This window comes from Lentzea sp. NPDC102401, assembly GCF_044765805.1.
GTDB lineage: Bacteria > Actinomycetota > Actinomycetes > Mycobacteriales > Pseudonocardiaceae > Lentzea > Lentzea sokolovensis.
In genome coordinates, this window is sequence record NZ_JBIWKS010000006.1 from 132,444 (window position 1) to 152,532 (window position 20,089).

The following is a 20,089-nucleotide window of genomic DNA, read 5'->3' on the forward strand; positions in this document are numbered from 1 at the left end:
CAGTAGCTTTGTCACAAAGCTACTTCGGAGCGAAGGCGTGTGCATGACAGAGAGCGACCCGCTGACCGCGGACTGGACGCCGGCGCAGATCGAGGTGATGCACCGCCTGCGCGACTGGGTGATCGACTTCGGTGAGCTCAACCAGCACCTCGCCACCTGGATGCGACTGCCGGGAGCCGACGCCAACGCGCTGGGCCAGATCATCTGGACGGCCGAGACGGGCACCCCGCTCTCCCCGGCGCAGTTGTCCCGGCAGATCGGCATGACGACGGGCGCGACCACCATCCTGCTGAACCGGCTCGAAGCCGCGGGCCACGTCCACCGCACGCGAGAGAGCACCGACCGCCGCCGCGTCACCCTCCGCCCCACGCCCGCCTCCCGGCAGCGCGCCCGCGAGTTCCTCGGCCTGGCCGGCACCGAGATCGCGAACGTCCTCCACACGACACCGCCGGCCGAACTCCGCACCGTCGCGACGTTCCTGGCGAGGATGACCGCGGCCGCCGACGAGGCCAATCTTCGTCTTGGCCGGAGTGACTGAACGTTCGCTACAGACGTGGCCGTGTCAGCAGTCGCGACAGCACGATCGCGCTCTCGGTCCGGTCCACGGGCGCGACGGTTCGTCGGCGTAGACACTTAGCTGCGGCCTGACACGGGAGAGCGTACGGGCGCCTTTTAGCTCAGGAACGAATCTCCCTCGCGGAGGCACCCGCAGATCTGTGTCGGCTGCTGGGCAAACGAGTGCCGCGCTCACGGTTCCCTGTCACCAGGGCATGACGAGATCGAGCGACAACGCCAACGCGAACAACCCGCTCAGGACCCCAACCAGCGGCGGGGGCAGCGCCTTTACCGCCTCTGCCGCAGTGTGCAACACGGCCGACAACAGCCGGTTGATCCAGAACGTGGTCCGCCCGACGACGTCTCCGTAGGTGTAGGCGAACGACGACGGCGGCTTCTCGGCGCGGCGGCTTCGGACACTCCAGCGGTACTCGGGGAAGATCAGCAGCACGGCTATCATCGCGATGGCGGTGCGCAGCGCCGACGCCGCCAAACGCAGCAGCAACGGCGCCACCCAGCGTGTGGCCAGGCAGGCACATACCACCGCTGCCGCGACGAACAACAGGCCCGGAGGAACGAGCGGGCCGACGATCCGCGCGGCGAGGGTCATGATCGGCTCGCGCTGCCGTTGACGCTGCTCAGAGGTTCCCCGATCGTCTCAGAAGGGGGGACAAGACGCGGTTGCTGCCCGCTGCCGGTGAGCACCCTGAAGATCGACTCCTGCGCCATCTGCAGCGCGGTCCGCACCTGGTCGTCGATCTGCCAGCGGTCGAGCGCGTCGGACTCGAGCAGGCGGTTCATGAAGTCGAAGGTCGCCCGGAGGCGGCTGTCCCGCTCGTCGACGAGGACCTTGACCACCGAGCCGATATCCTCGGGCTTCAGGGTGAGCTGCAACGCGAACTGGTCGAAGTCGCCCAAGGCGATGATCGTCCGGAAGTGGTCGACCTTCCGCTGGATGTCCGACTGTTCGAGGCTCGTGTCGTCCATGGCCAGGCGGATATGGGGCCGCACCCAGAGGCCGCGGTCCATGCCGAGAGAGTCGTCGTTCAGTTCCCTGTTGGCGTCGTTCTCGGCCTCGGCAGCGTCAGAGATTCCGAACCGGCGCGTCACCGCCCGAAGCCGGGCGAGCAGGCGCGGGGACAGGACCTTACGCACGTCGGTGACCCCGGTCCGGACGACCTCCGTCGGGTTGATCACCTTCCACTCCAGGTCGATGGTCGCCTTGAAGTAGATCTTGTCGCCGCGGCTGGGCAGGAGAGCCTCGACCGTGGACACGTGTACGCCGAGATCGACCTCGTAGACCGTGCGGATGTTCTTCCACACCAACTCCCCGGTGGTGGGCTGTTCTGTGGCCGGATAGGTGAGACAGGCGCCCGAACGCGTGACGAAAACACGGGCGACCTGTGCTCCGACCGGCAGTCGCCGGTACAGCAGTTCGAACCGCCTGACGTGCAGCTCGTCCACGACGGGGCTACCGAAATCCGGACCGGCGACGGGAACGGGCGGCCGTTCGCGATCCTTGGTCTGCTCGGCGACCGGAGGCCGATGCTCGGTCTGCGCGGGAACCTCTTCGGAGTCCGGCTTCGGATCCGGCTTGATCATGACGCTTCCTCTCTGAACGCGGGGGCGCGGATGGCGGATTCGAGCAGCCGGGCGGCGTCGTCCTTGAGCGGGTCGCTCCAGTCGTGCCGCAGGCGGTTGACCAGGTAGTTGAGTCGGCGGACGTCGAACTCGTCATGCACCAGGTGAGGCACGAAGGAGATCAGCGCGCGCAGACATTCACCGTCCTTCTCCGCTGCCCGGATCCACGGTCCGAACAGGTACCTGGCCACGAAGTCACCGCGCCGGCCCCGCAGGCCCCACCGCAGCAGGTCGGCGATCGGGCCTGCCAGGTGCGGTTGCTCGTCCTGCAACGCCAGCAGCAGCGGCCAGTGCTCCCGCGTCCTCGGTGTCGGGCGTTCGACTCGTCCCGCCGACATTCCCAGATGGTCGAGGGAGAAGCCGTGCATGTGAATCAGGTAGAGCATCGCCCACCAGGCGAGCTTGCGGACGCTCTGCCGTTCGCTGGAAGTCCACTCGGCGAGCTTGCCCAGCACGGGCTCCACCTCGCCGAACGCGAACAGGTTCGCAACGCTGTAACCGGACGTCTGCACCAGGCTGGAGTCCGTCCACTCGTCCAGAGCCGACTGCTGCTCGGACGGCGTTCCCAGAACGCGCAGTTCCTCGAAGGTCGAGTCGATCGAGCGCCGCCCGAGGTCGTAGCCCAGCGCCGCGGCGGCGGTCCAGCGTTCGGCGACGGTGCCGTGCCGACGCCAGAACTTGAGCCGCTCGTCGATCGCGTCCACGAACCGTTCGTCGCGAGCGGCTTGGTCAAGCGCGACGGCCGCGAAGAGCCTGCGCTGGTTCCTGCGCTTGCCCATCGCCGCGGCGCCGGGGCGGATCATGTCCTCGAAGGTGGAATGGAAGTCCAACGAGCAGAACAGCCCGGTCGCCTGCGCGGCACGCACCCAGATCATCGGGCGACCGTCCTTGCTCAGTGACTTGAGCCACTGGACCATGACTTTGCGCAGACCATGGTGGTTCTTCCAGACGTAGCTGAGCAGCAACACCGGCAGACGATCGTCCGAGTACGTCACGAGCCCGACCGGAACGCGCTCCAGGCCCACCGACATCGAGCCCTCCACCACCTCGGCTCGCGATTTCGGCAGCCGGCTCTGGCGGTCGTCGGCGAACAGCGAGGACTCGGTCGTGGACACCCCCTTCACATCCTTGGCGAACAGGTCGGCGAGCTGGCGGCCGGCCTCCGCGACCATGTTGTATGGCGACCTGTTCAGCACCGCGAGCGCAATGCGGAACGCCGCCAGGCGCAGCGCGTCGGCCAGTTCGGCCGGGCGAAGCCCTGGGAGCGCGGCGAACCACTCCACGACCTGTCGCTGCACCAGTTGGGCCGCCTGGGCCTCGACCTCGTCCAGTCCGATGGTGCCCCTGCCATACTCGGCGAGAAGGCGGGCCATCTGAGCAACCTCCACCGGGCGCGGTGCGCGGCCGAGCGCCCGGCGCAGACGAACAGACTCACTGAGTTCACGCAACAGCGTCTGCGCATCTTGGGCGTCCTGGCGCACTTCCTCCGTGAGGTGGCTCTCCAGAATCCGGTAGGACTCCGGCGGGCTGTACAGCACGGCATAGTTGCCCAGGTGGCGGCCTTGGAGCTCGTCACGTTCGATAATGAGGACGACGTTGCTGCTGCTCTTCTCGACCAGGTCGCGCAGCTTGTCGAGCTGGGTCTCGTTCGTCGCGCTACCTGCGGCGCCGAGAAGCTCCAGCACATAGCCGTGCCGGCACTCGAAGTCGTTCGCCGTCAACGCGACGAGGTCCTGTCCGGCGTCGAACCGCGAGATCACTTCGCATCCCACGTCGGCGAGGAGGCGTACCGCCGTGGTGAAACGGCCCGTGCCTGGTTCGCCGCAGAGCGCCAGGACCCGGCGGTCTTCCAACGTCGACCTCATGTCGTCGTACCTGATCACCGGGACGTAGCGGGCGCACACCGCCTCCAACTCGTCCTCGTGCACCGAACCGGACCGGCGCGCGCCACCTCCACCCACCGAGTAGTGGTGGTGCTGGTCTCCGACGTGAATCTGGTCCGCCACGGAGTTCCGGATGAACGCCATCGGGCCGTCGGTTGTGAGGAAGCGGCCTTCGTCGTACGCCTCGCCGAACGCACGGTGGTCCGAACCGTACGGCGCGTCCGGGTCGCTGCTCTCCGAGGTGGACTTGCCGTTGCCCGCGCTGTCCTTGGCCGCCGCGGGCTTCTCTCCGCCTTTGGCGGGACCGGCACCTCGCTCGCCGCCCTTAGCCGGTCCGGCTCCTGGTGCGCCGGACTCCGCCGGCTTGTCGGTTCCGCCGCCCGCACCCTCACCGCTCATCGTGACGCCTCGTGCCCATGTTGATCACAGCCGCGTTGAACTGCTCACCGATCTGTGCGTGGTCTTGGACGTACACGATGGGCCCCTTGAACACGTCTCCTGAGCGAGGTTTGCCACGTCGTTCCTCGACCTGGATCGGTCGCGGCGGCATCGAGAAGCCGGGCACTCGCACCCAGCCGCCTGGGTGTTCATCGACCTGCCGGTAGGAGCGCAGCTCGTTCGGAGCTCCCCGGCGGCGCACAACCGACTCGTGCAGTTCGTCCGACACGACCACGACGAGGTTTTTGCCGCGGGCTGCGGCCAGCACCCGCCTGGCGTACTCGGAACCGGCCAACTCGGTGGCCAGGTCCTCGTCCTCAACGGAGACGCCCACTCGCACCGGGACCCGTACCCCGGCGGCGAGCCGGTCGAGCCACGAGTTGACCACTTCGGTGTGCGGAATGTCGGCCGACACCACGCACACCAACTGGTCGTCTGCAACGCAGACGTCGACGCCATCCCTGCGGAACGACCGGGAGATCGCGGTTTCCAGCGCTGTCAGGTCGGCGTCATCGGGGCGCAGCACCACGACGAGCGCTCGATGGGTCTCTCGTGCGGGAAGCAACGGCACGACGTGATCCGGGCGGCGCAAGCTCTCGGAGTTGTCCATAATCAGCCGTTGCAGCTTCTTCAACTCCGCATCCACCTCGAGACCCCCGTTCTCGACGACTTGCTTGCGGTGTGTGGCGAAGGCGTCGAGCGCATTCTGCGTACGCCCGGCGAAATGCAGTGACGACATCATGAGTCGCGTGACCTCGGCGTTGGCGGGGTGCTCCAGAAAGAGCTCGAACAGGCCGGGTATGCACTCGCGGTACCGCCCGAGCCGGATCTCGATCTCGGCGAGGCGGATCTGGGTGGCAAGGCGTCGTTCGAGCAGAGTCGCCCGGTAGGCGTCAATCCTTCGGCTCCGCAGCCCGGCCAATGGCACTCCTTCGGCCAGCTCGAGCGCTTCCGCGAGCAAAGCGGTCGCCTGGCCATCAACGACGGTCCGAGCCTTGGCGACCAACGCCTCGAAGCGGCGCACGTCGACCTGCGTGTCCATGACGTTCAACCGGCAGATCCTGTTCTTGCTTTCCAGCAAGTCGCCAGCTCCAGCGATGATCAGCCGTTTGCGCAGCCGTGTCATGTAGCGATCTATCTCCGACGCCGCGCCGTCCGGCGGGTCGTCCCACAGCCACTCGGGCAGCGCGTCTCGCTGCACCGGGGCGCTCTTCATCGCGAGCGCGACGAGCAGGCACTGCTCCTTCTCGGTGCCGAGGAGCACGCGTTCACCGTCGAGGTGCACCGCCACCTGACCCCACAGCCGGAACTCGACTGGCGGACTAGTCATTTTGTCCCTTTCGATTCGAAGTTCTCGGGATGGATCTGCGTCCGTGCAGCAGTCCTGCCAGTGATGCGCAGTTCTACTGCCAGTCGCTTTAAGCGGCGCAGCCAGCTGTTTGGCCAGGTCAGCGACCCAATCTCTGTTCATGCGACGGAAGCGCCGGAGCGGAACAGGAGAAGCAATCGTGGACACCACGGGCAGGAACTGGAAGAAGAGCTCGTTCAGCGAGGGCGGCACCGCGTGCGTCGAGGTGGCGATGATCTCGAACGGCGTGCTCGTTCGAGACTCGAAGAACCCCAGTGGACCGGAGTTGTGGTTCACCTCCCTTGAGTGGATCGCTTTCCTGTACGGCGTGATGGCCGGCGAGTTCGGAGTCAGGTGACGGACCGGGTGGGTGCGAGCGCCACCGCGGCGCTCGCACTCACCCGGCGGACGAGCGGATGTCTTCAGCGACAGTGAGCAGCAACGAGCGGGCTCGGTCGTCGAAGACCGCCATGTGCTCCAGCCGCGACCAGTGGTTTTCGTACAGCTCAATGCTGTTGACGTCCATCACGTCGACAGGGCCGTGGATCATCTCGACCTCCACGGAGGTCTCGCGGTTCTCGCCACGTCCGTCGTAGAGGACGAATCCGTGGGACAGGGTCGTCGACGCTTCGGCACCGAGTGGGATCAAGCCGAGCGACACGGTGGCGAGCGTGCTGATTGAGACGAGGCGTTCGAGCTGTGCGAGCAGCAGCCAGGCCGGACCCGGTCGCCAGCGCAGCGCAGACTCGGTGATCAGGAATTCGAAACGGCGTTCGGGTTCGAAGAGCGCCTGTTGTCGCAGCAGACGGGCGGCGACGGCGGCATTCAGGTCCTCGTCGGAGTACGTCACCTGGAACAGGGAGAAGACTCGCCTCGCGTAGTCGGCGGTCTGGAGCAGACCAGGCACCACCGAGTGCTGGTAGGTGCGTACCCAGGCCGCCATGGCCTCCCGTGCGCGGACCTCGTCCTGCAGGTGGGCGCGGTCCCGTAGGAGGGCAGGCCATTGCCTCGCCTCGCGGTGGGCAATCCTCGTCAACGCGTCAAGCTGCTCCCTCATTTCGATGGACGCCTCCAGCGCTGCGCCCCACGCGGCCACTTCGGGGAGCGAGGGGAGCACGGTTCCCGCCTCGATCCTGGACACTTTCGACTGGCTCATCTCGATGCGTCGGCCGAGTTCACGACCCGAGATGCCGTAGAGGCCACGCAGCTCGCGCAGTTCCGCGGCAAGCCGCACCCGTCCGGTCGACGTTGAGTCGGTGCTCTCCGCCACCACGTCCATCTGGCAGTCAACCCCGTTCAAAACGTCGTTGATTCAAAACGACTTGATTTGATTCGATTTGATTCGACCAGGTGTCTGGTGGCCGTGTCAAGCATCTCCGGACGACTGGCAACAGTCCGCGTGACCAGGAATTACGTGGTCGTGATCGCACGGGGGAGAAGCTGGCACGATGCCGTGCTGGCCGCCGAAACGCGCCTCCCATTCCTGCGGGTCGCCTGGGATCGAGGTACATGTCTTCGTCGGCGGATGCGTACCTCCGCATCCCCGGTTGGAGCCGAGCCTCCGTGGAGCGTCCGCACCAACCGCGCCATCTCTGGCCGCCGATAATGTTCACTTATCGGCGGCCAGACTTTTCGGGCCCCATTGAGTAGCGTTGCGTTGAATAACGTAACTGCACACGTAATTCTGCTACGATATCGCCGTGGAGACGAGCTGTAACTTCCCCGGCTGTGAGCGCCCCGTTTTTCGAGGTGGCGGGCCCGGCAGGCCCTCGGAGTACTGCGACCTGCCGGAGCACACGCGCTGGAGGGCGTGGAGGGAGCGGCAGCGGCTGGCGGAAACCCCCGAGCAAAACTTGGAGGTCGTCACCGTGACGAATCTCCCCAGGGTCTCGGGTACCGCCAAGATCAGGGCTGAAGAGCTTCTCGACCGGTTCCGGGTGCTGTCGGAGCAGATGACGCAGACCCTCGGACGGGCCGTCGGCGAGCTGAACGCCATGGCGGACCCCAGCGTCGCCGAGAGCCAGATCCAGGCCGCCGAAGCCGAGGCCGCGCGAAGGGTCGCGGAGGCGCGGTCCGAACTGGCCTCCGCCGAACGTCGCCGGCACGACGCCGAGAAGGCGCGCAAGGTGGCCGAGGAGACCACCGAGCAGGCGGTGCGGGCGGCGGAGGAAGCCGACGACGCCGTGGACACGGCGGTGACCGAACGAGACGAGGCCCGGGAGGCCGCGCGAGCTGCCGGCGAGCGGGCCGAGGCGGCGATCGCCGAGGTCCGGGTGCAGGCGGCGGCCCTGATCGAGGAGATCCGGGGCGAGGCGGAGCAGGCCAAGGCTGACGCGGTGAAGCACGCCGAGCAGGCTCGGCGGCAGGCGGCCAAGGAGATCGAACAGGCACGTGCCGAAGCCCAGGCGGACATCGCGCGAGCCCGTGCCGAGGCGCAGGCCGAGATCGACCGGGCTCGTGCGGAAGCGCAGGTGGTGGCCGAGCGGGCCCAGGCCGAGGTGAAGGCAGCCGAGCAGGTTCGCAGTGACGCGGCGGCGCAGGTCGAGAAGGCGCGCGCCGAGGCCGCGGAGACCGTCAGCCGGGCCGCCAAGGCTCGTGACCAGGCGGTGGTGCGCGCGGAACGGGCCGAGCAGGCCGCAGTGGACGCCCGCACGGAACTGGAGCGGTCACGCGCGGAGTTCGAGACGCGGTTCGCGCAGGTCAGGCAGGAGAGCGCGGATCAGGTGGCGGCGGTGCGGCAGACGCTCGCCGTCGTGGAGGACGCGCGTGCTCAGACGTTGACGCGGGCCGAACGGGCTGAGCGTCAGCTGGACGAGGCGGCGGAGGAGTTGCGGGCGGCGCGGCGGGCGAAGACCTCGTCCTGAGAGGCGGCCATCTCGCGGAGTGCGGACTTGCGTTCGCGCTGGGTGAGGCGGTCCAGGTAGAGCCTGCCGTGCAGGTGGTCGGTCTCGTGTTGCAGGCAGCGGGCGAAGTAGCCCCTGCCATCGACGACGATCGGGTTGCCGTCCTGGTCCTGGCCGCGCACGACGGCGCGGTCGGGGCGGGCGACCACGCGGTACGGGCCCGGCACGGACAGGCAGCCTTCGGGTTCCTCGAGCAACGTGCGCTGGTCGGCGGGGAGGTCGTCCAGCACGGGGTTGAGGATGTGGCCGGTGTGGTGGGTGCCCCATTCGTCGCGCATGTCCCACACGAACAGCTGCAGGTCGACGCCGACCTGGTTCGCGGCGATGGCGGCGCCCTCCGCGACGTGGTTGGTGGCGAACATGTCCTCGATCAGCCGGGCGAGTTCGGGTGTGCCGAACTCGGTGGCCTCGTGACAGCGGCGGGTCAGGATCTCTTCGCCGACGACGGTGATGCGGCGCGGTGCGCCTCGGTGGATCTCGGACATGCTTTGCAAAGTAGCAGTCTTTGCAAAGTTATCGGTAGGGTGCGTCCATGTCTCGACGGCCGCTTCCGGACCATCCCGTGCGCATCGCGTTGCTGGACCTGCTGGCCGAGCACGGCACGCTGACCTCCACCCAGGCCGCCGCGCTGCTCGGGCAGAGTTCGGGGTTGTGCTCGTTTCACCTGCGGCGGCTCGCCGAGCTGGGGTTGATCGAGGAGGCGCCGCACCAGGGTGGCAAGGCGCGTCCGTGGCAGCTGCGGTGGGAGAACGGGGACGAGCCGGCGCCGGACGAGTCGTTCAGCGCCCTCATCCACGTGACGCCGCAGGAGATGACGGAGATCGGCGCGTCGATCCGGCGGCTGCTGTTCCGCTACCGCGACCGGGGCACGCGTCCGGCGGACGCGGTGGCCGTCACCGCGGAGGTCCGGCTGCTCAACGGCGACCCAGTAGGCTGACCCGGCGATGGAAGAACTGAAAGGCGACTGCGCCAACTGCTTCGGGTTGTGCTGCGTCGCGCTGCCGTTCGCGAAGTCGGCGGACTTCGCGGCCACCAAGGACGCGGGCACGCCGTGCCGGAACCTGCTGGCCGATCACCGGTGCGGCATCCACGACCAGTTGCGGCCCAAGGGTTACGCCGGCTGCACGGTCTACGACTGCTTCGGTGCGGGTCAGCGGGTGTCGCAGACGGTGTTCGGCGGCGTCGACTGGCGCACCGCCGGACGAGAGAAGATGTTCGCGGTGTTTCCCGTGGTCCGGCAGCTGCACGAACTGCTCTGGTACCTCGCCGAGGCCGGTCGCCTCGACCCGCACGACGACCTGGCCGCCGCGTTCGCCGAGGTCGAACGGCACACCGTCGCCGCACCGGACGACGTCCTGGCGCTCGACGTCGCGGAGATCCGGGCGAAGGTGAACGTCCTGCTGCTGCGCACCAGCGAACGGCTGCGGTCCAGCGCCAAGTCGTACCGGGGCGCTGACCTGATCGGCGCGCGGCTGCGTAACAAGAACCTGAGCAGCGCGGACTTCCGCGGCGCGTACCTGATCGGCGCGGATCTGACGAACTCGGACCTGTCGCGGGCGGACATGATCGGTGCCGACCTGCGGGGTGCGGACCTGTCGGGTGCGGATCTGAGCACGTGTCTGTTCCTGACCCAGCCACAGGTCAACGCCGCTCGCGGCAATGCGAGGACGAAGCTGCCGGCTCCGCTGACCCGGCCGTCGCACTGGTCCGCGGAGCCGGCCCGGCGCCGCTGACCTGTCAGGGCGGTGTCAGCGGCCGCTGCGAACGTGCCGTTCATGAAAAAGGCATTGCTGATCATCGCGGCCGCCGTCGCGGGCCTGCTCGCGCCCGGAGTCGCGCACGCCGAGACACCGCCGGGGTGTGCGTCGGCCCAGCAGATCGGGTCGACCGCGTACGTGCAGATGGGCGGGCAGACCGCCGCGTCGGTCAAGCAGTTCGCGGGCTGCGGCAAGAACTGGGGCTACGTCTTCGTGTGGGCGGACTGGGCCGCGAAGTACGACCTCTTCCACGTCACGACCGCGGTCACGACAGACGACGGCACGAACCACGGCAAGGTGATCGGCCGGATCGACCAGCGCGAGGTGTGGTCCAAGGCCACCGCCACGATCGCCAGTTGCACGCGTGCGCTCGGTGTCGTCTCGCTCGGGGAGGACGGCTGGAGCGCCTATTCGAGCCGTCGATGCTGATTCCGACAACGACCTGACCAGCTCGAACGAGTTGACTGAAATTTCAGTCAGGATTACCGTGGAGGTATGAACAGGCGCGACTTCGTGCAGTCGGCGGCAGCGGCCATCAGCGGTCTGCTCGCCGGCTGTGCGAGCGAGACCGGCGGTGCCACCACGGGCGAGAAGTCGTGGGTGATGCCCGAGGAAGGGCAGCCACATCGGCGGACGTGGACGGCGTTCGCGGCCAGCGAGCGGATCTGGGGCGGCGACCTGCTGCCCCAGGTGCGTCGTGACCAGGCCACGATCGCGACGACGATCGCCCGGTTCGAGCCGGTGTCGATGCTGGTGCGCGTCGAGGACCTCGACCTCGCCCGGTCGCTGCTGCCGGGGGTCGAGCTGGTGACCGCGGAGCTGGACGACCTGTGGATGCGCGACACCGGCCCGGTGTTCGTGCGCGGCGGTGGTGCGGTCGACTTCAACTTCAACGGCTGGGGCGGCAAGCAGGAGCACCGCCGCGACGCGAGGGTCGCGGGGTTCGTCGCAGGTCAGGCCGGTGCGCAGCGGATCAGCACGGATCTCGTGCTGGAGGGCGGCGCGCTGGAGGTCGACGGTGAGGGCACGGCGATCATCACCGAGAGCTGCGTGCTCAACGGCAACCGCAACCGGGGCTGGACGAAGTCCGACGTCGAGCAGGAGCTCGCGCATCTGCTCGGGATCAGGAAGGTGATCTGGCTGCCGGGCATCGCCGGGCGGGACATCACCGACGGCCACACGGACTTCTACGCGCGCTTCGCCGGTCCCGGTGTGGTGGTCGCGGGGCTGGACAACAACCCCGAGTCGTTCGACCACGACGTGACGCGCCGCCACCTGGAGATCCTGCGCGCCGCGACCGACGCCGCGGGCAGGCCGTTGCGGGTCGAGGTGCTGGAGGGGCCGGAGACGGTGCGGGTGCGCGACGAGGACTTCGCGGCCGGGTACGTCAACTTCTACGTCTGCAACGGCGCGGTGATCGGGCCGGAGTTCGGTGACCTGCGGGCGGACGCGGCGGCGAAGGCGACGCTGGAGCGGCTGTTCCCCGGACGTACGGTGGTGCAGATCAACATCGACGGCATCGCGTCGGGCGGTGGTGGCATCCACTGCACCACGCAGCAGGAACCCCGTTAGGAAGGACATCGTCTTGTCGGAGCGCAGGACCGGGATGCTCGAGGCCGCGGTGCGGGTGATCGCTCAGGACGGCGTGCGCGGGTTGCGCGTCGAGAAGCTCGCGGCCGAGGCCGGGGTGTCCACGGCGTTGATCTACTACCACTTCAAGGACCGTGCGGGGATTCTGCGGGCGGCGCTGGAGCACGTGAACGAGCGGGCGCGGTCCTACACCGGTGGCGCGGAGTCCGGCGATCCACGTACCCAGGTCGAGCGGATGCTGTTGGACGAGCTGCAGGACGACGCGCACGTGCGGGAGACGAGCGTCGCGTGGGGTGAGCTGCGGGCCAGCGCGGCGTTCCACGAGGAGCTGCGCGCGACGTTGCGCACGGCCACCGAGGCGTGGAACTCCGACGTCGAAACCCTGCTGCGCCAGGCGAATCCCGGCCTCGACGCCGCGGCGGCCGCCGAACGGCTGACCGCGCTCGTCGAGGGCCTGAGCGAGCGCTGGCACAGCGGCTCGCTGACCCTGGACCGCGCGCGGGAACTGCTGTCCGGCGCGATCGCCCGTGAGCTGGACTAGACCGACAGCCGCTGCTGGGCGACGGCGCGCGCGAAGCCCTCGACGTTGTCGATCATGATGTTGTGGCCGGTGTTCGGCACGGAGACGAGCTGGACACCGGACGCGGCGAGTTCGCGGCCGCCGCTGGGCGGTGCGTCCTCGGGGTGCAGGAAGACGCGCGGGATCTCCAGTTCCAGCAACAACTTGCGCATCGTCGGCGAGGTGCCGCGGACGAGGTCGACGGCGCTGCGGTAGAGGGCTTCGCGGCCGGCCATGCGCATGGTGGCGGCCCAGTGCGGGCCGACGTCGCGCAGCACGCGGTCGAAGCCGTGGCTCAGGAAGTCGGCCTCCCCGTAGGCGGCGATGCCCCGGCTGCCGGGCGCGCCGAGCGACGGGGTGTGCGGGTCGATGTGGGGGTCGACGAGCACGAGCGAGCGCACCATCTCGGGATGGCGCGCGGCGAGCACGATGGCGACGGCGCCGCCCATGCTGTGGCCGATGATCTCGCTGCGGCGCAGCCCGATCTTGGCCAGTGCCACGGCGAGGGCGTCGGCGTGGCCCTCCAGCGAGTAGGCGAAGCCGCTGGGCCGGTCGCTGATGCCGAACCCGAGCAGGTCCATCATCAGGCTGCGGCGCCCGGCCAGCAGCGGGTGCGCGACGGCTTCGGCGTAGTACGGAGCCGACGAGGCGCCCAGTCCGTGCAGGTAGACGCGTGCGGGCGAGGCGCCCGGCACTTCGACCCAGCGGATCCGGACCCCAGGTCTGATCTCGACGGCGCGCATGTCTCTCCCGGCGGTTAATCGGTGTCCGGACCCTACCCCGCGCTCAGCCGAGCCAAGAGCGGTTTCGAGAGTCCGTTCTCATCTAGTCAACGAGCCGCGCGGACACCACTGCGAGCAGCAGCGTCACGGCGGTGAAAAACGAAGGTGTAGCCGAATCCTATGGCGGCGTGCAGGGGACGTGATCGCGCTCCCTCGCGCAGCTGCAACTGCCAGTACCCCGGTCGTTCGGCGGGTTCACCGGAGACGCGTCCGGCGGCGGCCGAGATCAGCGGTACGACGGCGATGGGTGTCAACGGGAGCACCCATGCGCGGCGAAGGGCCATCGCGTGATGTTCGTCCACCTGAACGCCGGCCGACAGCGACCGAACGGCGTCTTTTGACTACGTCGGGGCGAATGGGCAACCCCGTTGGTCGCCAAGGGTTCCGGCACGTGGACATCGTTGGTTGATCTTGCTCTGGTCCGGATCATGGTCATCACCCGACGGATTGGACGGCCGGCATGCGACAACTGATCCTGCTCGCGCTGGTGGGCCTCGGCGCGCAGCTCGTCGACGGCAGCCTCGGCATGGCGTACGGCGTGACCTCGACGACCCTGTTGCTCGCGATCGGCACCAACCCCGCCGCGGCGTCGGCGACGGTGCACCTGGCCGAGATCGGCACGACGCTGGCGTCCGGGTTCTCGCACTGGCGGTTCGGCAACGTGGACTGGAAGGTCGTCGCGAAGATCGGCGTCCCGGGTGCCGTGGGCGCGTTCGCCGGTGCGACGTTCCTGTCGAGCCTGTCCACCGAGGTGGCCGCGCCGGTCATGTCGCTCGTGCTGCTGGCGCTGGGCCTGTACGTGCTGATCCGGTTCACCACGTTCGGCCTGCCGCGCACGAACCTGGGCAAGCCGCTGCGCAAGAGGTTCCTGGCACCGCTGGGTCTGGTCGCCGGGTTCGTGGACGCGACCGGGGGCGGTGGCTGGGGGCCGGTGGGCACGCCCGCGATCCTCGCCAGCGGCCGGTTGGAGCCGCGCAGGACGATCGGGTCGATCGACACCAGCGAGTTCCTCGTCGCGGTGGCCGCGAGCGCCGGGTTCTTCGTGGGCATCGGCAACGAGGGCGTCGACTTCACCTGGGTGCTCGCGCTGCTGGCCGGTGGCCTGGTCGCCGCGCCGGTCGCGGCCTGGCTGGTGCGGCACATCCCGCCGCGCGTGCTGGGGTCGGCGGTCGGTGGCGTGATCATCCTGACCAACGTCCGCACGGTGCTGCGCAGCGACTGGATCGACGCGAGCGACGCGGTGAAGTGGCCGATCTACGGCCTGATCTACGTGGTGTGGGCGGCCGCGGTGGCCTACTCGATCCAGCAGTACCGTGCGAACCGCGACGAGGAACGCGAGGTCGTCGCCGCGGCGGAGAAGGTCTAGACGCCCAGGGCCGCGCGTGCGGCCGTCACGGTCGCCGCGCGCAGTTCGTCGACGGGGGTGTCGGGGAACTGCATGGTGCAGTCCTGCATGCCGCCGAACGCCAGCACCGCCCTGGTCTGCTGTTCCAGCGTCGCGTCCGGCCCGAACACGAGGCAGGTGAGGCGGGCGCGCCAGGACAGCACGACGTCGATCAGGCCCAGCTCCGCGAGCGTGGTCAGCTCGGTGAGCAGCAGCATCATGTCCTTGCGGTGGCGGTGGTGGAAGTCGAAGAAACCCTCCACCAGTTCCCACGGCTCTACCTCGGCGCGTTCCTCCATGCGCGCGAGGAACCCCTCGCCGTCGTCGAGCAGCGGGGTGACGATGCTGCGGATGAGTTCTTCGCGTGAGGCGAAGTGGTAGTAGAGCGCGGGTTTGGTGATGCCGAGGCGGTCGGCGATCTCCTGCAGGCTGGTCTGCTGCACGCCCTGGGAGGCGAACAGCTCCCGCGCGGTCTGCAGGATCCGCTGCTTGGTGTCGGACTTGGCCACGCGCCGAATCTTACTTAACGATCGGTAAGTCGCGGGTGTAGGCTCGCGGCAGTTCACTTACCGACCGTTAAGTAAGGTGGTGTGACGTGCGAGTTCTCGTTTCCGGGGCCAGCGTCGCCGGTCCAGTGCTGGCCTACTGGCTCACGCGGTACGGACACGACGTGACGGTGGTCGAGCGGTCGCCGGTGCTGCGCAAGACCGGCGGGCACGCGGTGGACCTGTTCAAGCCGGCGATGGACATCTCCGAACGCATGGGGGTGCTGCCGCGCATCGAGGCGCTGGCGACCGGGACCACGCGGCTGACGTACCTGCGGGAAGGCACGCGCAAGCCGATCAGCGCCGATGTGACGAAGCTGTTCGCGGCCGCGTCGGACCGGCATGTCGAGGTCATGCGCGACGACCTGAGCGAGATCTACTACGACGCCACGCGCGCCGACGTCGAGTACGTGTTCGGCGACTCGATCACGTCCATCGGCGACGAGGTGAGCTTCGAGGCCGGTGCGGCGCGGCGGTTCGACCTGGTCATCGGGGCGGACGGGCTGCATTCGAACGTGCGGCGCCTCGTGTTCGGTGAGGTCGACAAGACGTTCGTGGGCGCGTATCTGGCCGTGTTGTCCGTGCCGAAGGACTTGGGCGTGCCGGGTGAGATGACCGGGCACATCGGACCTGGGCGTTCGGTCGCGGTGTACGGAGCACGGCACCTGGACGACGCACGCGCGGTGTTCCTGTTCCGCTCGCCCGAGCTCTCCTACCACCACCGGGACGTGGCGCGGCAGAAGGAACTGCTGCGCGGGGCGTTCGCCTCGCTGCATCCCGAGGTCGACTCGTGGCTGGAACACCTGGACGGCGACGGGGCGTTCTACTTCGACTCGATCACCCAGCTGCGCGAGGACACGTGGTCACGCGGGCGGGTGGCGCTGGTCGGCGACGCGGCCTACTGCCCCGGTCCGGCGATCGGTGGCAGCACGAGCCTCGCGGTGCTGGGCGCGTACGTGCTGGCGGGCGAACTCTGCGCGGGTTCGGACCACGAGGCGGCGTTCGCGCGGTATGAGCACGAGATGCGCGACATCGTGCACCGCAGCAGGGCGTTCGCGCTCGGTGTGGCGAAGACGCTGATCCCGTCCACCCGGCTGGGTGTGTCGGCGCTCGTGCGAGGCGCGCAGCTGCTGACGTCGTTGCCGTCGTGGGTGGTGCGGCCGGTGGCGAAGCTGAACTCCAAGGGCATGCGGATGCACGACTCGATGCACGTGAAGAACTACGAGAGTCAGGGCGCCGGCGTACCGGCGCCCTGACTCACCGACCTAGAACTGCAGGCTCCACTTGTCGAGGAACCCGGTGTCCTGGTTGGCGTTGTCGTTGACCCGCAGCTGCCAGGTGCCGTTGGCGACCTCGCTGGAGGCGTTGACGGTGTAGGTGGTGTTGATGTTGTCCGTGCCGCCGCCGGAGCGGTTGTGCAGGACGTAGACGGTGCCGTCCGGCGCCACCAGGTCCACCTTCAGGTCGCCCTGGTAGGTGTGCTTGATGTCGACGGCGACCTTGAGGGTCGACGGCGCGTTGCCGGTCACCCCGGACACCGTGATCGGGGAGTTGATCGTGGTGTTGTCCCCGATCTGGAAGTCGGCGGTGTTCTCGAAGAACTTGCCACCGGGGTCCGGCGGGGTGACGCCGCAGTACTGCGCTTCCTTGCCGATGGCCTCGTACGGGCAGTCGGCGCGTTCCAGCAGCTGCAGCACGGCCTCCTTGTTGCGGGAGGTCTGCGCCGGGATCACCTCGTCGGGCGGGTAGAAGCCGCCACCGCCGGAGCTGCCGGGGTACATCTCGAAGGTGTAGGCGAAGATGCCCTGCGTGCCCCACAGCCAGTCGGGAATCGACCCGTCGGTGATGTACAGGTCGCTGGACTGCTCGGGCGTGTAGCCGTTGCTCTGCGCCATCGACTGGCCGATGGTGGCGAACGTGTCGCGCTGGTCCTGGGTCAGGCCGGGCGCGACGTCGTCGTAGGTCCAGCCCCACGGCCACAGGATGAGCTCGCTGTAGGTGTGGAAGTCGATGGACGCGCCGATCTGCTGCTTGCCACCGACGTTGCGGCCGCGCACGAAGTCGGACACGACCTTGACCTCAGGCGCGGACGCCGCGCTCGGGCCGCGGTAGGTCTCGGAACCGGTGCTGCCGCTGGAACCGCCGCAGCAGCCCCACTTGTAGTCCCAGTTGCGGTTGAGGTCGGTGCCGACGTTGGACGAACCGGCGTTGGGCTGCCGGTTCTTGCGCCACGACCGGTAGCTGCCGGTCGCGATGTCGTACTCGCCGCCGTCGGGGTTGACGTCCGGGATGATCCAGATCTCGCGGGTGTCCACGAGGCCCTTGATGCGCGCGTCGGACGCGTACTGGGTCGTGAACTGGTTGACCAGGTACAGCGCCATCTCGACGGTGAGGTGCTCACGGGCGTGCTGGTGGTGCGTGAACAGCACCTCCGGCTCGTTCTCGTCGACGCCGACGTTGTCGCTGATCTTGAGGGCGACGATGTCGCGGTTCTCGTAGGACTTGCCGATGACCTGCTTGCTGATCAGGTTCGGGTACGCGGCGACGGCGTTGTTGATCTCCGTCGTCATCTCGGCGTAGTTGTGGTAGTTCGAGTCCGCCGCGGGGAAGTCGAACGGCCCGACCGCCGCGTTCGCCTCCATCCGCTTGGGCAGCTCGGTGACCTCGAACCCCTGTGCCTTCAGGTTCTTCGCCTCGCGCGCGGTCGCGGTAATCACGACGATGCCGTGCTCCTCGACCGAGTCGATCGCGGCACCGGACTTGGCGAGCTTGCTGCGCTGCTCAGCGCTGCGAACGTTGCTGACCTGGTAGTTCGTCGACGTTTCCTCGGCACCGGGGGCCGCGCCGGTGGGCACGCCTCCCATGGCGAACACGACGCTCGCGGCGACGGTGACCCCGATCAGGGGTCTGAGATGGCTCTTTCGCATGCAGGGCAACCCTTTCGTACCACGGCAGGGACATGGCTCCGCAATGTGTAGTGCGTGTGAAGGCACGCTGTCATCCCGCCATCCGTATGGGGTTACCTGGTGAGATGGGTGATGTGGACGAGAAGGCACTGCTGCACCGCTATCTGGCCGCGGCGCGCAACGCGTTGTTGTGGAAGCTCGACGGCCTGTCGGAGTACGACGCGCGGCGGCCGTTGACGCCGACGGGCACGAACCTGCTGGGGCTGGTGAAGCACGCGGCCGGGGTGGAGCTCAACTACTTCGGGCGCGTGTTCGACCGGCCGTTCCCCGATCCGCCGCGGTGGTCGACGGCGGACGCCCTGCCCGCCGGGTGGTGGGCGGGGCACCGCGCCCGGCTGGAGGAAATCGCCGCCACCGCGGACCGGGTTCTGCCAGGGTGACGGGCATGGCCTCTGATCCGAAAGCCGACCTGCACCGCTATCTGAAGGTCGCACGCGAGGCGTTGCTGTGGAAGCTCGACGGCCTGTCGGAGTACGACGCGCGCCGCCCGTTGACGCCGACGGGCACGAACCTGCTGGGCCTGGTCAAACACCTGGCCGGGGTCGAGGCGGGCTACTTCGGCGACTGCCTGGGCCGGCCGTTCCCCGAGAAGCTGCCGTTCGACGTCGACGCCGATCCGAACTCGGACATGTTCGCCACCGCGCAGGAGTCGCGTGAGGACGTGCTGGCGTTGTTCGCGCGGGCGACGGCCTTCGCCGACACCAGCATCGAGGAGCTGCCGCTGGACGCGCCCGGTGTGGTGCCGTGGTGGCCGGAGGAGCGCAAGTACGTGACGCTGCACCTGCTGCTCATCCACGAGATCGCCGAGGTCAACCGGCACGCCGGGCACGCGGACATCCTGCGCGAGGGACTCGACGGGGTCGCCGGGCTGCGGGCGAACAACTCGAACCTGCCTGAGCAGGACTGGCAAGCCCACTGGGACCGCGTGGAACTGGAAGCGCGCAAGGCCTCGGGCCAGGCGTGATCGGTCGGTGACACTCGGCCTGCCGGCAGGCGTGGCCGCCGCGGTCGAGTGCCCGGCATCCCTGGCCGGGGTGGCGACGACGACGGTCCACGCGCCGGGCCGCCGGAGCTCGTTCATCACCTGGGAAAGGTGGCTGACAGGTTCCGCGAGGCGATCGATACTGCTTCGCATGGGCAAGGAATACGAGCGGATCGAGCCGCGGCTGCAGGAGTTCATCGAGAACCAGAAGGTGTTCTTCGTGGCGAGTGCTCCGCTGGCGGGTGACGGGCACGTCAACCTCTCGCCCAAGGGCCGGCAGGGGACGTTGCGGATCCTCGACGACCGCACGGTGGCCTACCTCGACTTCGGTGGCAGCCACGCCGAGACGATCGCGCATCTGCGGGAGAACGGCCGGGTCACGCTGATGTGGTGTGCGTTCGAGGGGCCGCCGAACATCGTGCGCGTGCACGGCCGGGGTGAGCCGGTGTTCCGCGACGACCCGCGCTTCGCCGAGCTGGTGGCCGGGTTCGGGGAGGCGGACGGGCCAGCGCTGCGGGCGGTGATCGTGGTGACGGCGGAGCTGATCAGCGACACCTGCGGGTTCGCGGTGCCGTTCATGGACTACCGCTCGGAACGGGACCTGCACGCGGACTACTTCGGCCGCAAGACCGATGAGGAGTTTCGCGAGTACACGAACAAGAAGCCCTACAACAACGCGAGCATCGACGGCCTGCCCGCGATGGAGCTGCCGCTGCCACCCCGCTAGAAGAAATCTTCGGCGGAGATGTCGAGAAC

The 20,089-nt window shown here is 68.4% G+C and carries 22 protein-coding genes and 1 pseudogene; 13 read left to right on the top strand and 10 right to left on the bottom strand.

Going from position 1 to position 20,089, the window contains the following annotated elements; translation table 11 throughout:
• Positions 1-43 precede the first annotated feature (43 nt).
• Positions 44-538 carry a MarR family winged helix-turn-helix transcriptional regulator gene (locus ACIRG5_RS22280; protein WP_402907355.1) on the top strand — a complete coding sequence of 165 codons (495 nt, stop codon included), beginning with the start codon at positions 44-46 and terminating at the stop codon, positions 536-538.
• Between the two features lie 222 nt (positions 539-760).
• Here ACIRG5_RS22280 and ACIRG5_RS22285 read toward each other — a convergent pair whose 3' ends face one another.
• From ACIRG5_RS22285 to ACIRG5_RS22300, 4 genes are read right to left on the bottom strand one after another with little or no spacing between them, the layout of a single operon-like run.
• Positions 761-1,165, bottom strand: a complete 405-nt coding sequence (locus tag ACIRG5_RS22285) for a hypothetical protein (protein ID WP_402907358.1) — start codon at positions 1,163-1,165, stop codon at positions 761-763.
• Complete coding sequence (locus ACIRG5_RS22290) at positions 1,162-2,157, bottom strand: hypothetical protein (protein WP_402907361.1); 996 nt, start codon at positions 2,155-2,157, stop codon at positions 1,162-1,164. Before ACIRG5_RS22290 ends, ACIRG5_RS22285 begins: the two co-directional genes overlap by 4 nt.
• Positions 2,154-4,478 carry a hypothetical protein gene (locus tag ACIRG5_RS22295; protein ID WP_402907364.1) on the bottom strand — a complete coding sequence of 775 codons (2,325 nt, stop codon included), beginning with the start codon at positions 4,476-4,478 and terminating at the stop codon, positions 2,154-2,156. The genes ACIRG5_RS22290 and ACIRG5_RS22295 overlap by 4 nt, the downstream gene beginning before the upstream one ends.
• Positions 4,468-5,988, bottom strand: a complete 1,521-nt coding sequence (locus ACIRG5_RS22300; protein WP_402908162.1) for a BTAD domain-containing putative transcriptional regulator — start codon at positions 5,986-5,988, stop codon at positions 4,468-4,470. The genes ACIRG5_RS22295 and ACIRG5_RS22300 overlap by 11 nt, the downstream gene beginning before the upstream one ends.
• A gap of 109 nt (positions 5,989-6,097) precedes the next feature.
• Here ACIRG5_RS22300 and ACIRG5_RS22305 point away from each other — a divergent pair, with 109 nt between their 5' ends.
• On the top strand, positions 6,098-6,223 hold the full coding sequence (locus ACIRG5_RS22305) for a DUF397 domain-containing protein (RefSeq protein ID WP_402908164.1): 126 nt from the start codon (positions 6,098-6,100) through the stop codon (positions 6,221-6,223).
• Between the two features lie 39 nt (positions 6,224-6,262).
• Here the strand turns inward: ACIRG5_RS22305 and ACIRG5_RS22310 are convergent, their stop codons facing one another.
• The gene (locus tag ACIRG5_RS22310; protein WP_402907366.1) at positions 6,263-7,144 is read right to left on the bottom strand and encodes a helix-turn-helix domain-containing protein; all 882 of its coding nucleotides are present in this window, start codon (positions 7,142-7,144) and stop codon (positions 6,263-6,265) included.
• 589 nt (positions 7,145-7,733) lie between these two features.
• Here ACIRG5_RS22310 and ACIRG5_RS22315 point away from each other — a divergent pair.
• Positions 7,734-8,729: a hypothetical protein gene (locus tag ACIRG5_RS22315; protein ID WP_402907369.1), complete on the top strand. Its 996-nt coding sequence runs from the start codon at positions 7,734-7,736 to the stop codon at positions 8,727-8,729.
• Here the strand turns inward: ACIRG5_RS22315 and def are convergent.
• The gene (def, locus tag ACIRG5_RS22320) at positions 8,669-9,253 is read right to left on the bottom strand and encodes a peptide deformylase (RefSeq protein ID WP_402907372.1); all 585 of its coding nucleotides are present in this window, start codon (positions 9,251-9,253) and stop codon (positions 8,669-8,671) included. The two genes, ACIRG5_RS22315 and def, sit on opposite strands and share 61 nt — an antisense overlap.
• A 47-nt stretch (positions 9,254-9,300) precedes the next feature.
• Here def and ACIRG5_RS22325 point away from each other — a divergent pair, with 47 nt between their 5' ends.
• The 5 genes from ACIRG5_RS22325 to ACIRG5_RS22345 all read left to right on the top strand — a co-directional run bounded on the left by ACIRG5_RS22325 (position 9,301) and on the right by ACIRG5_RS22345 (position 12,656).
• The gene (locus tag ACIRG5_RS22325) at positions 9,301-9,705 is read left to right on the top strand and encodes a helix-turn-helix domain-containing protein (protein ID WP_402907375.1); all 405 of its coding nucleotides are present in this window, start codon (positions 9,301-9,303) and stop codon (positions 9,703-9,705) included.
• A 7-nt stretch (positions 9,706-9,712) separates the two neighbouring features.
• Positions 9,713-10,501, top strand: coding sequence for a pentapeptide repeat-containing protein (locus tag ACIRG5_RS22330; RefSeq protein ID WP_402907378.1), 789 nt, complete (start codon positions 9,713-9,715; stop codon positions 10,499-10,501).
• Between the two features lie 42 nt (positions 10,502-10,543).
• Positions 10,544-10,954 (top strand): hypothetical protein, encoded by a 411-nt coding sequence (locus tag ACIRG5_RS22335; RefSeq protein ID WP_402907381.1) that lies wholly within the window; start codon positions 10,544-10,546, stop codon positions 10,952-10,954.
• Positions 10,955-11,020: 66 nt separating this feature from the next.
• Positions 11,021-12,097, top strand: a complete 1,077-nt coding sequence (locus ACIRG5_RS22340; RefSeq protein ID WP_402907383.1) for an agmatine/peptidylarginine deiminase — start codon at positions 11,021-11,023, stop codon at positions 12,095-12,097.
• 13 nt (positions 12,098-12,110) lie between these two features.
• Positions 12,111-12,656 carry a TetR/AcrR family transcriptional regulator gene (locus tag ACIRG5_RS22345; protein WP_402907385.1) on the top strand — a complete coding sequence of 182 codons (546 nt, stop codon included), beginning with the start codon at positions 12,111-12,113 and terminating at the stop codon, positions 12,654-12,656.
• Here ACIRG5_RS22345 and ACIRG5_RS22350 read toward each other — a convergent pair.
• Positions 12,653-13,417: an alpha/beta hydrolase gene (locus ACIRG5_RS22350; RefSeq protein WP_319980564.1), complete on the bottom strand. Its 765-nt coding sequence runs from the start codon at positions 13,415-13,417 to the stop codon at positions 12,653-12,655. The two genes, ACIRG5_RS22345 and ACIRG5_RS22350, sit on opposite strands and share 4 nt — an antisense overlap.
• A gap of 499 nt (positions 13,418-13,916) precedes the next feature.
• Between ACIRG5_RS22350 and ACIRG5_RS22355 the strand changes: the two genes are divergently transcribed.
• The gene (locus ACIRG5_RS22355; RefSeq protein WP_402907388.1) at positions 13,917-14,822 is read left to right on the top strand and encodes a sulfite exporter TauE/SafE family protein; all 906 of its coding nucleotides are present in this window, start codon (positions 13,917-13,919) and stop codon (positions 14,820-14,822) included.
• Here ACIRG5_RS22355 and ACIRG5_RS22360 read toward each other — a convergent pair.
• Positions 14,819-15,349: a TetR/AcrR family transcriptional regulator gene (locus ACIRG5_RS22360; RefSeq protein WP_402907391.1), complete on the bottom strand. Its 531-nt coding sequence runs from the start codon at positions 15,347-15,349 to the stop codon at positions 14,819-14,821. The two genes, ACIRG5_RS22355 and ACIRG5_RS22360, sit on opposite strands and share 4 nt — an antisense overlap.
• Positions 15,350-15,435: 86 nt before the next feature.
• Here ACIRG5_RS22360 and ACIRG5_RS22365 point away from each other — a divergent pair, with 86 nt between their 5' ends.
• Positions 15,436-16,641 carry an FAD-dependent monooxygenase gene (locus ACIRG5_RS22365; RefSeq protein ID WP_402907393.1) on the top strand — a complete coding sequence of 402 codons (1,206 nt, stop codon included), beginning with the start codon at positions 15,436-15,438 and terminating at the stop codon, positions 16,639-16,641.
• Positions 16,642-16,650: 9 nt separating this feature from the next.
• Here the strand turns inward: ACIRG5_RS22365 and ACIRG5_RS22370 are convergent, their stop codons facing one another.
• Positions 16,651-17,082 (bottom strand): proprotein convertase P-domain-containing protein, encoded by a 432-nt coding sequence (locus tag ACIRG5_RS22370; protein WP_402908166.1) that lies wholly within the window; start codon positions 17,080-17,082, stop codon positions 16,651-16,653.
• Positions 17,059-18,285 (bottom strand): annotated as a pseudogene (locus ACIRG5_RS22375) (M14 family metallopeptidase); the annotation flags it as partial. The gene ACIRG5_RS22370 and the pseudogene ACIRG5_RS22375, both read right to left, overlap by 24 nt.
• 131 nt (positions 18,286-18,416) lie before the next feature.
• Here ACIRG5_RS22375 and ACIRG5_RS22380 point away from each other — a divergent pair.
• From ACIRG5_RS22380 to ACIRG5_RS22390, 3 genes are all read left to right on the top strand, one after another.
• Complete coding sequence (locus ACIRG5_RS22380) at positions 18,417-18,731, top strand: DUF664 domain-containing protein (RefSeq protein WP_402907396.1); 315 nt, start codon at positions 18,417-18,419, stop codon at positions 18,729-18,731.
• Positions 18,732-18,736: 5 nt separating this feature from the next.
• Positions 18,737-19,315, top strand: coding sequence for a DinB family protein (locus ACIRG5_RS22385; protein WP_402907399.1), 579 nt, complete (start codon positions 18,737-18,739; stop codon positions 19,313-19,315).
• Positions 19,316-19,484: 169 nt separating this feature from the next.
• Entirely contained in the window at positions 19,485-20,060 is a 576-nt protein-coding gene (locus ACIRG5_RS22390) for a pyridoxamine 5'-phosphate oxidase family protein (RefSeq protein WP_402907401.1), read from the top strand.
• Positions 20,061-20,089: the final 29 nt, after the last annotated feature.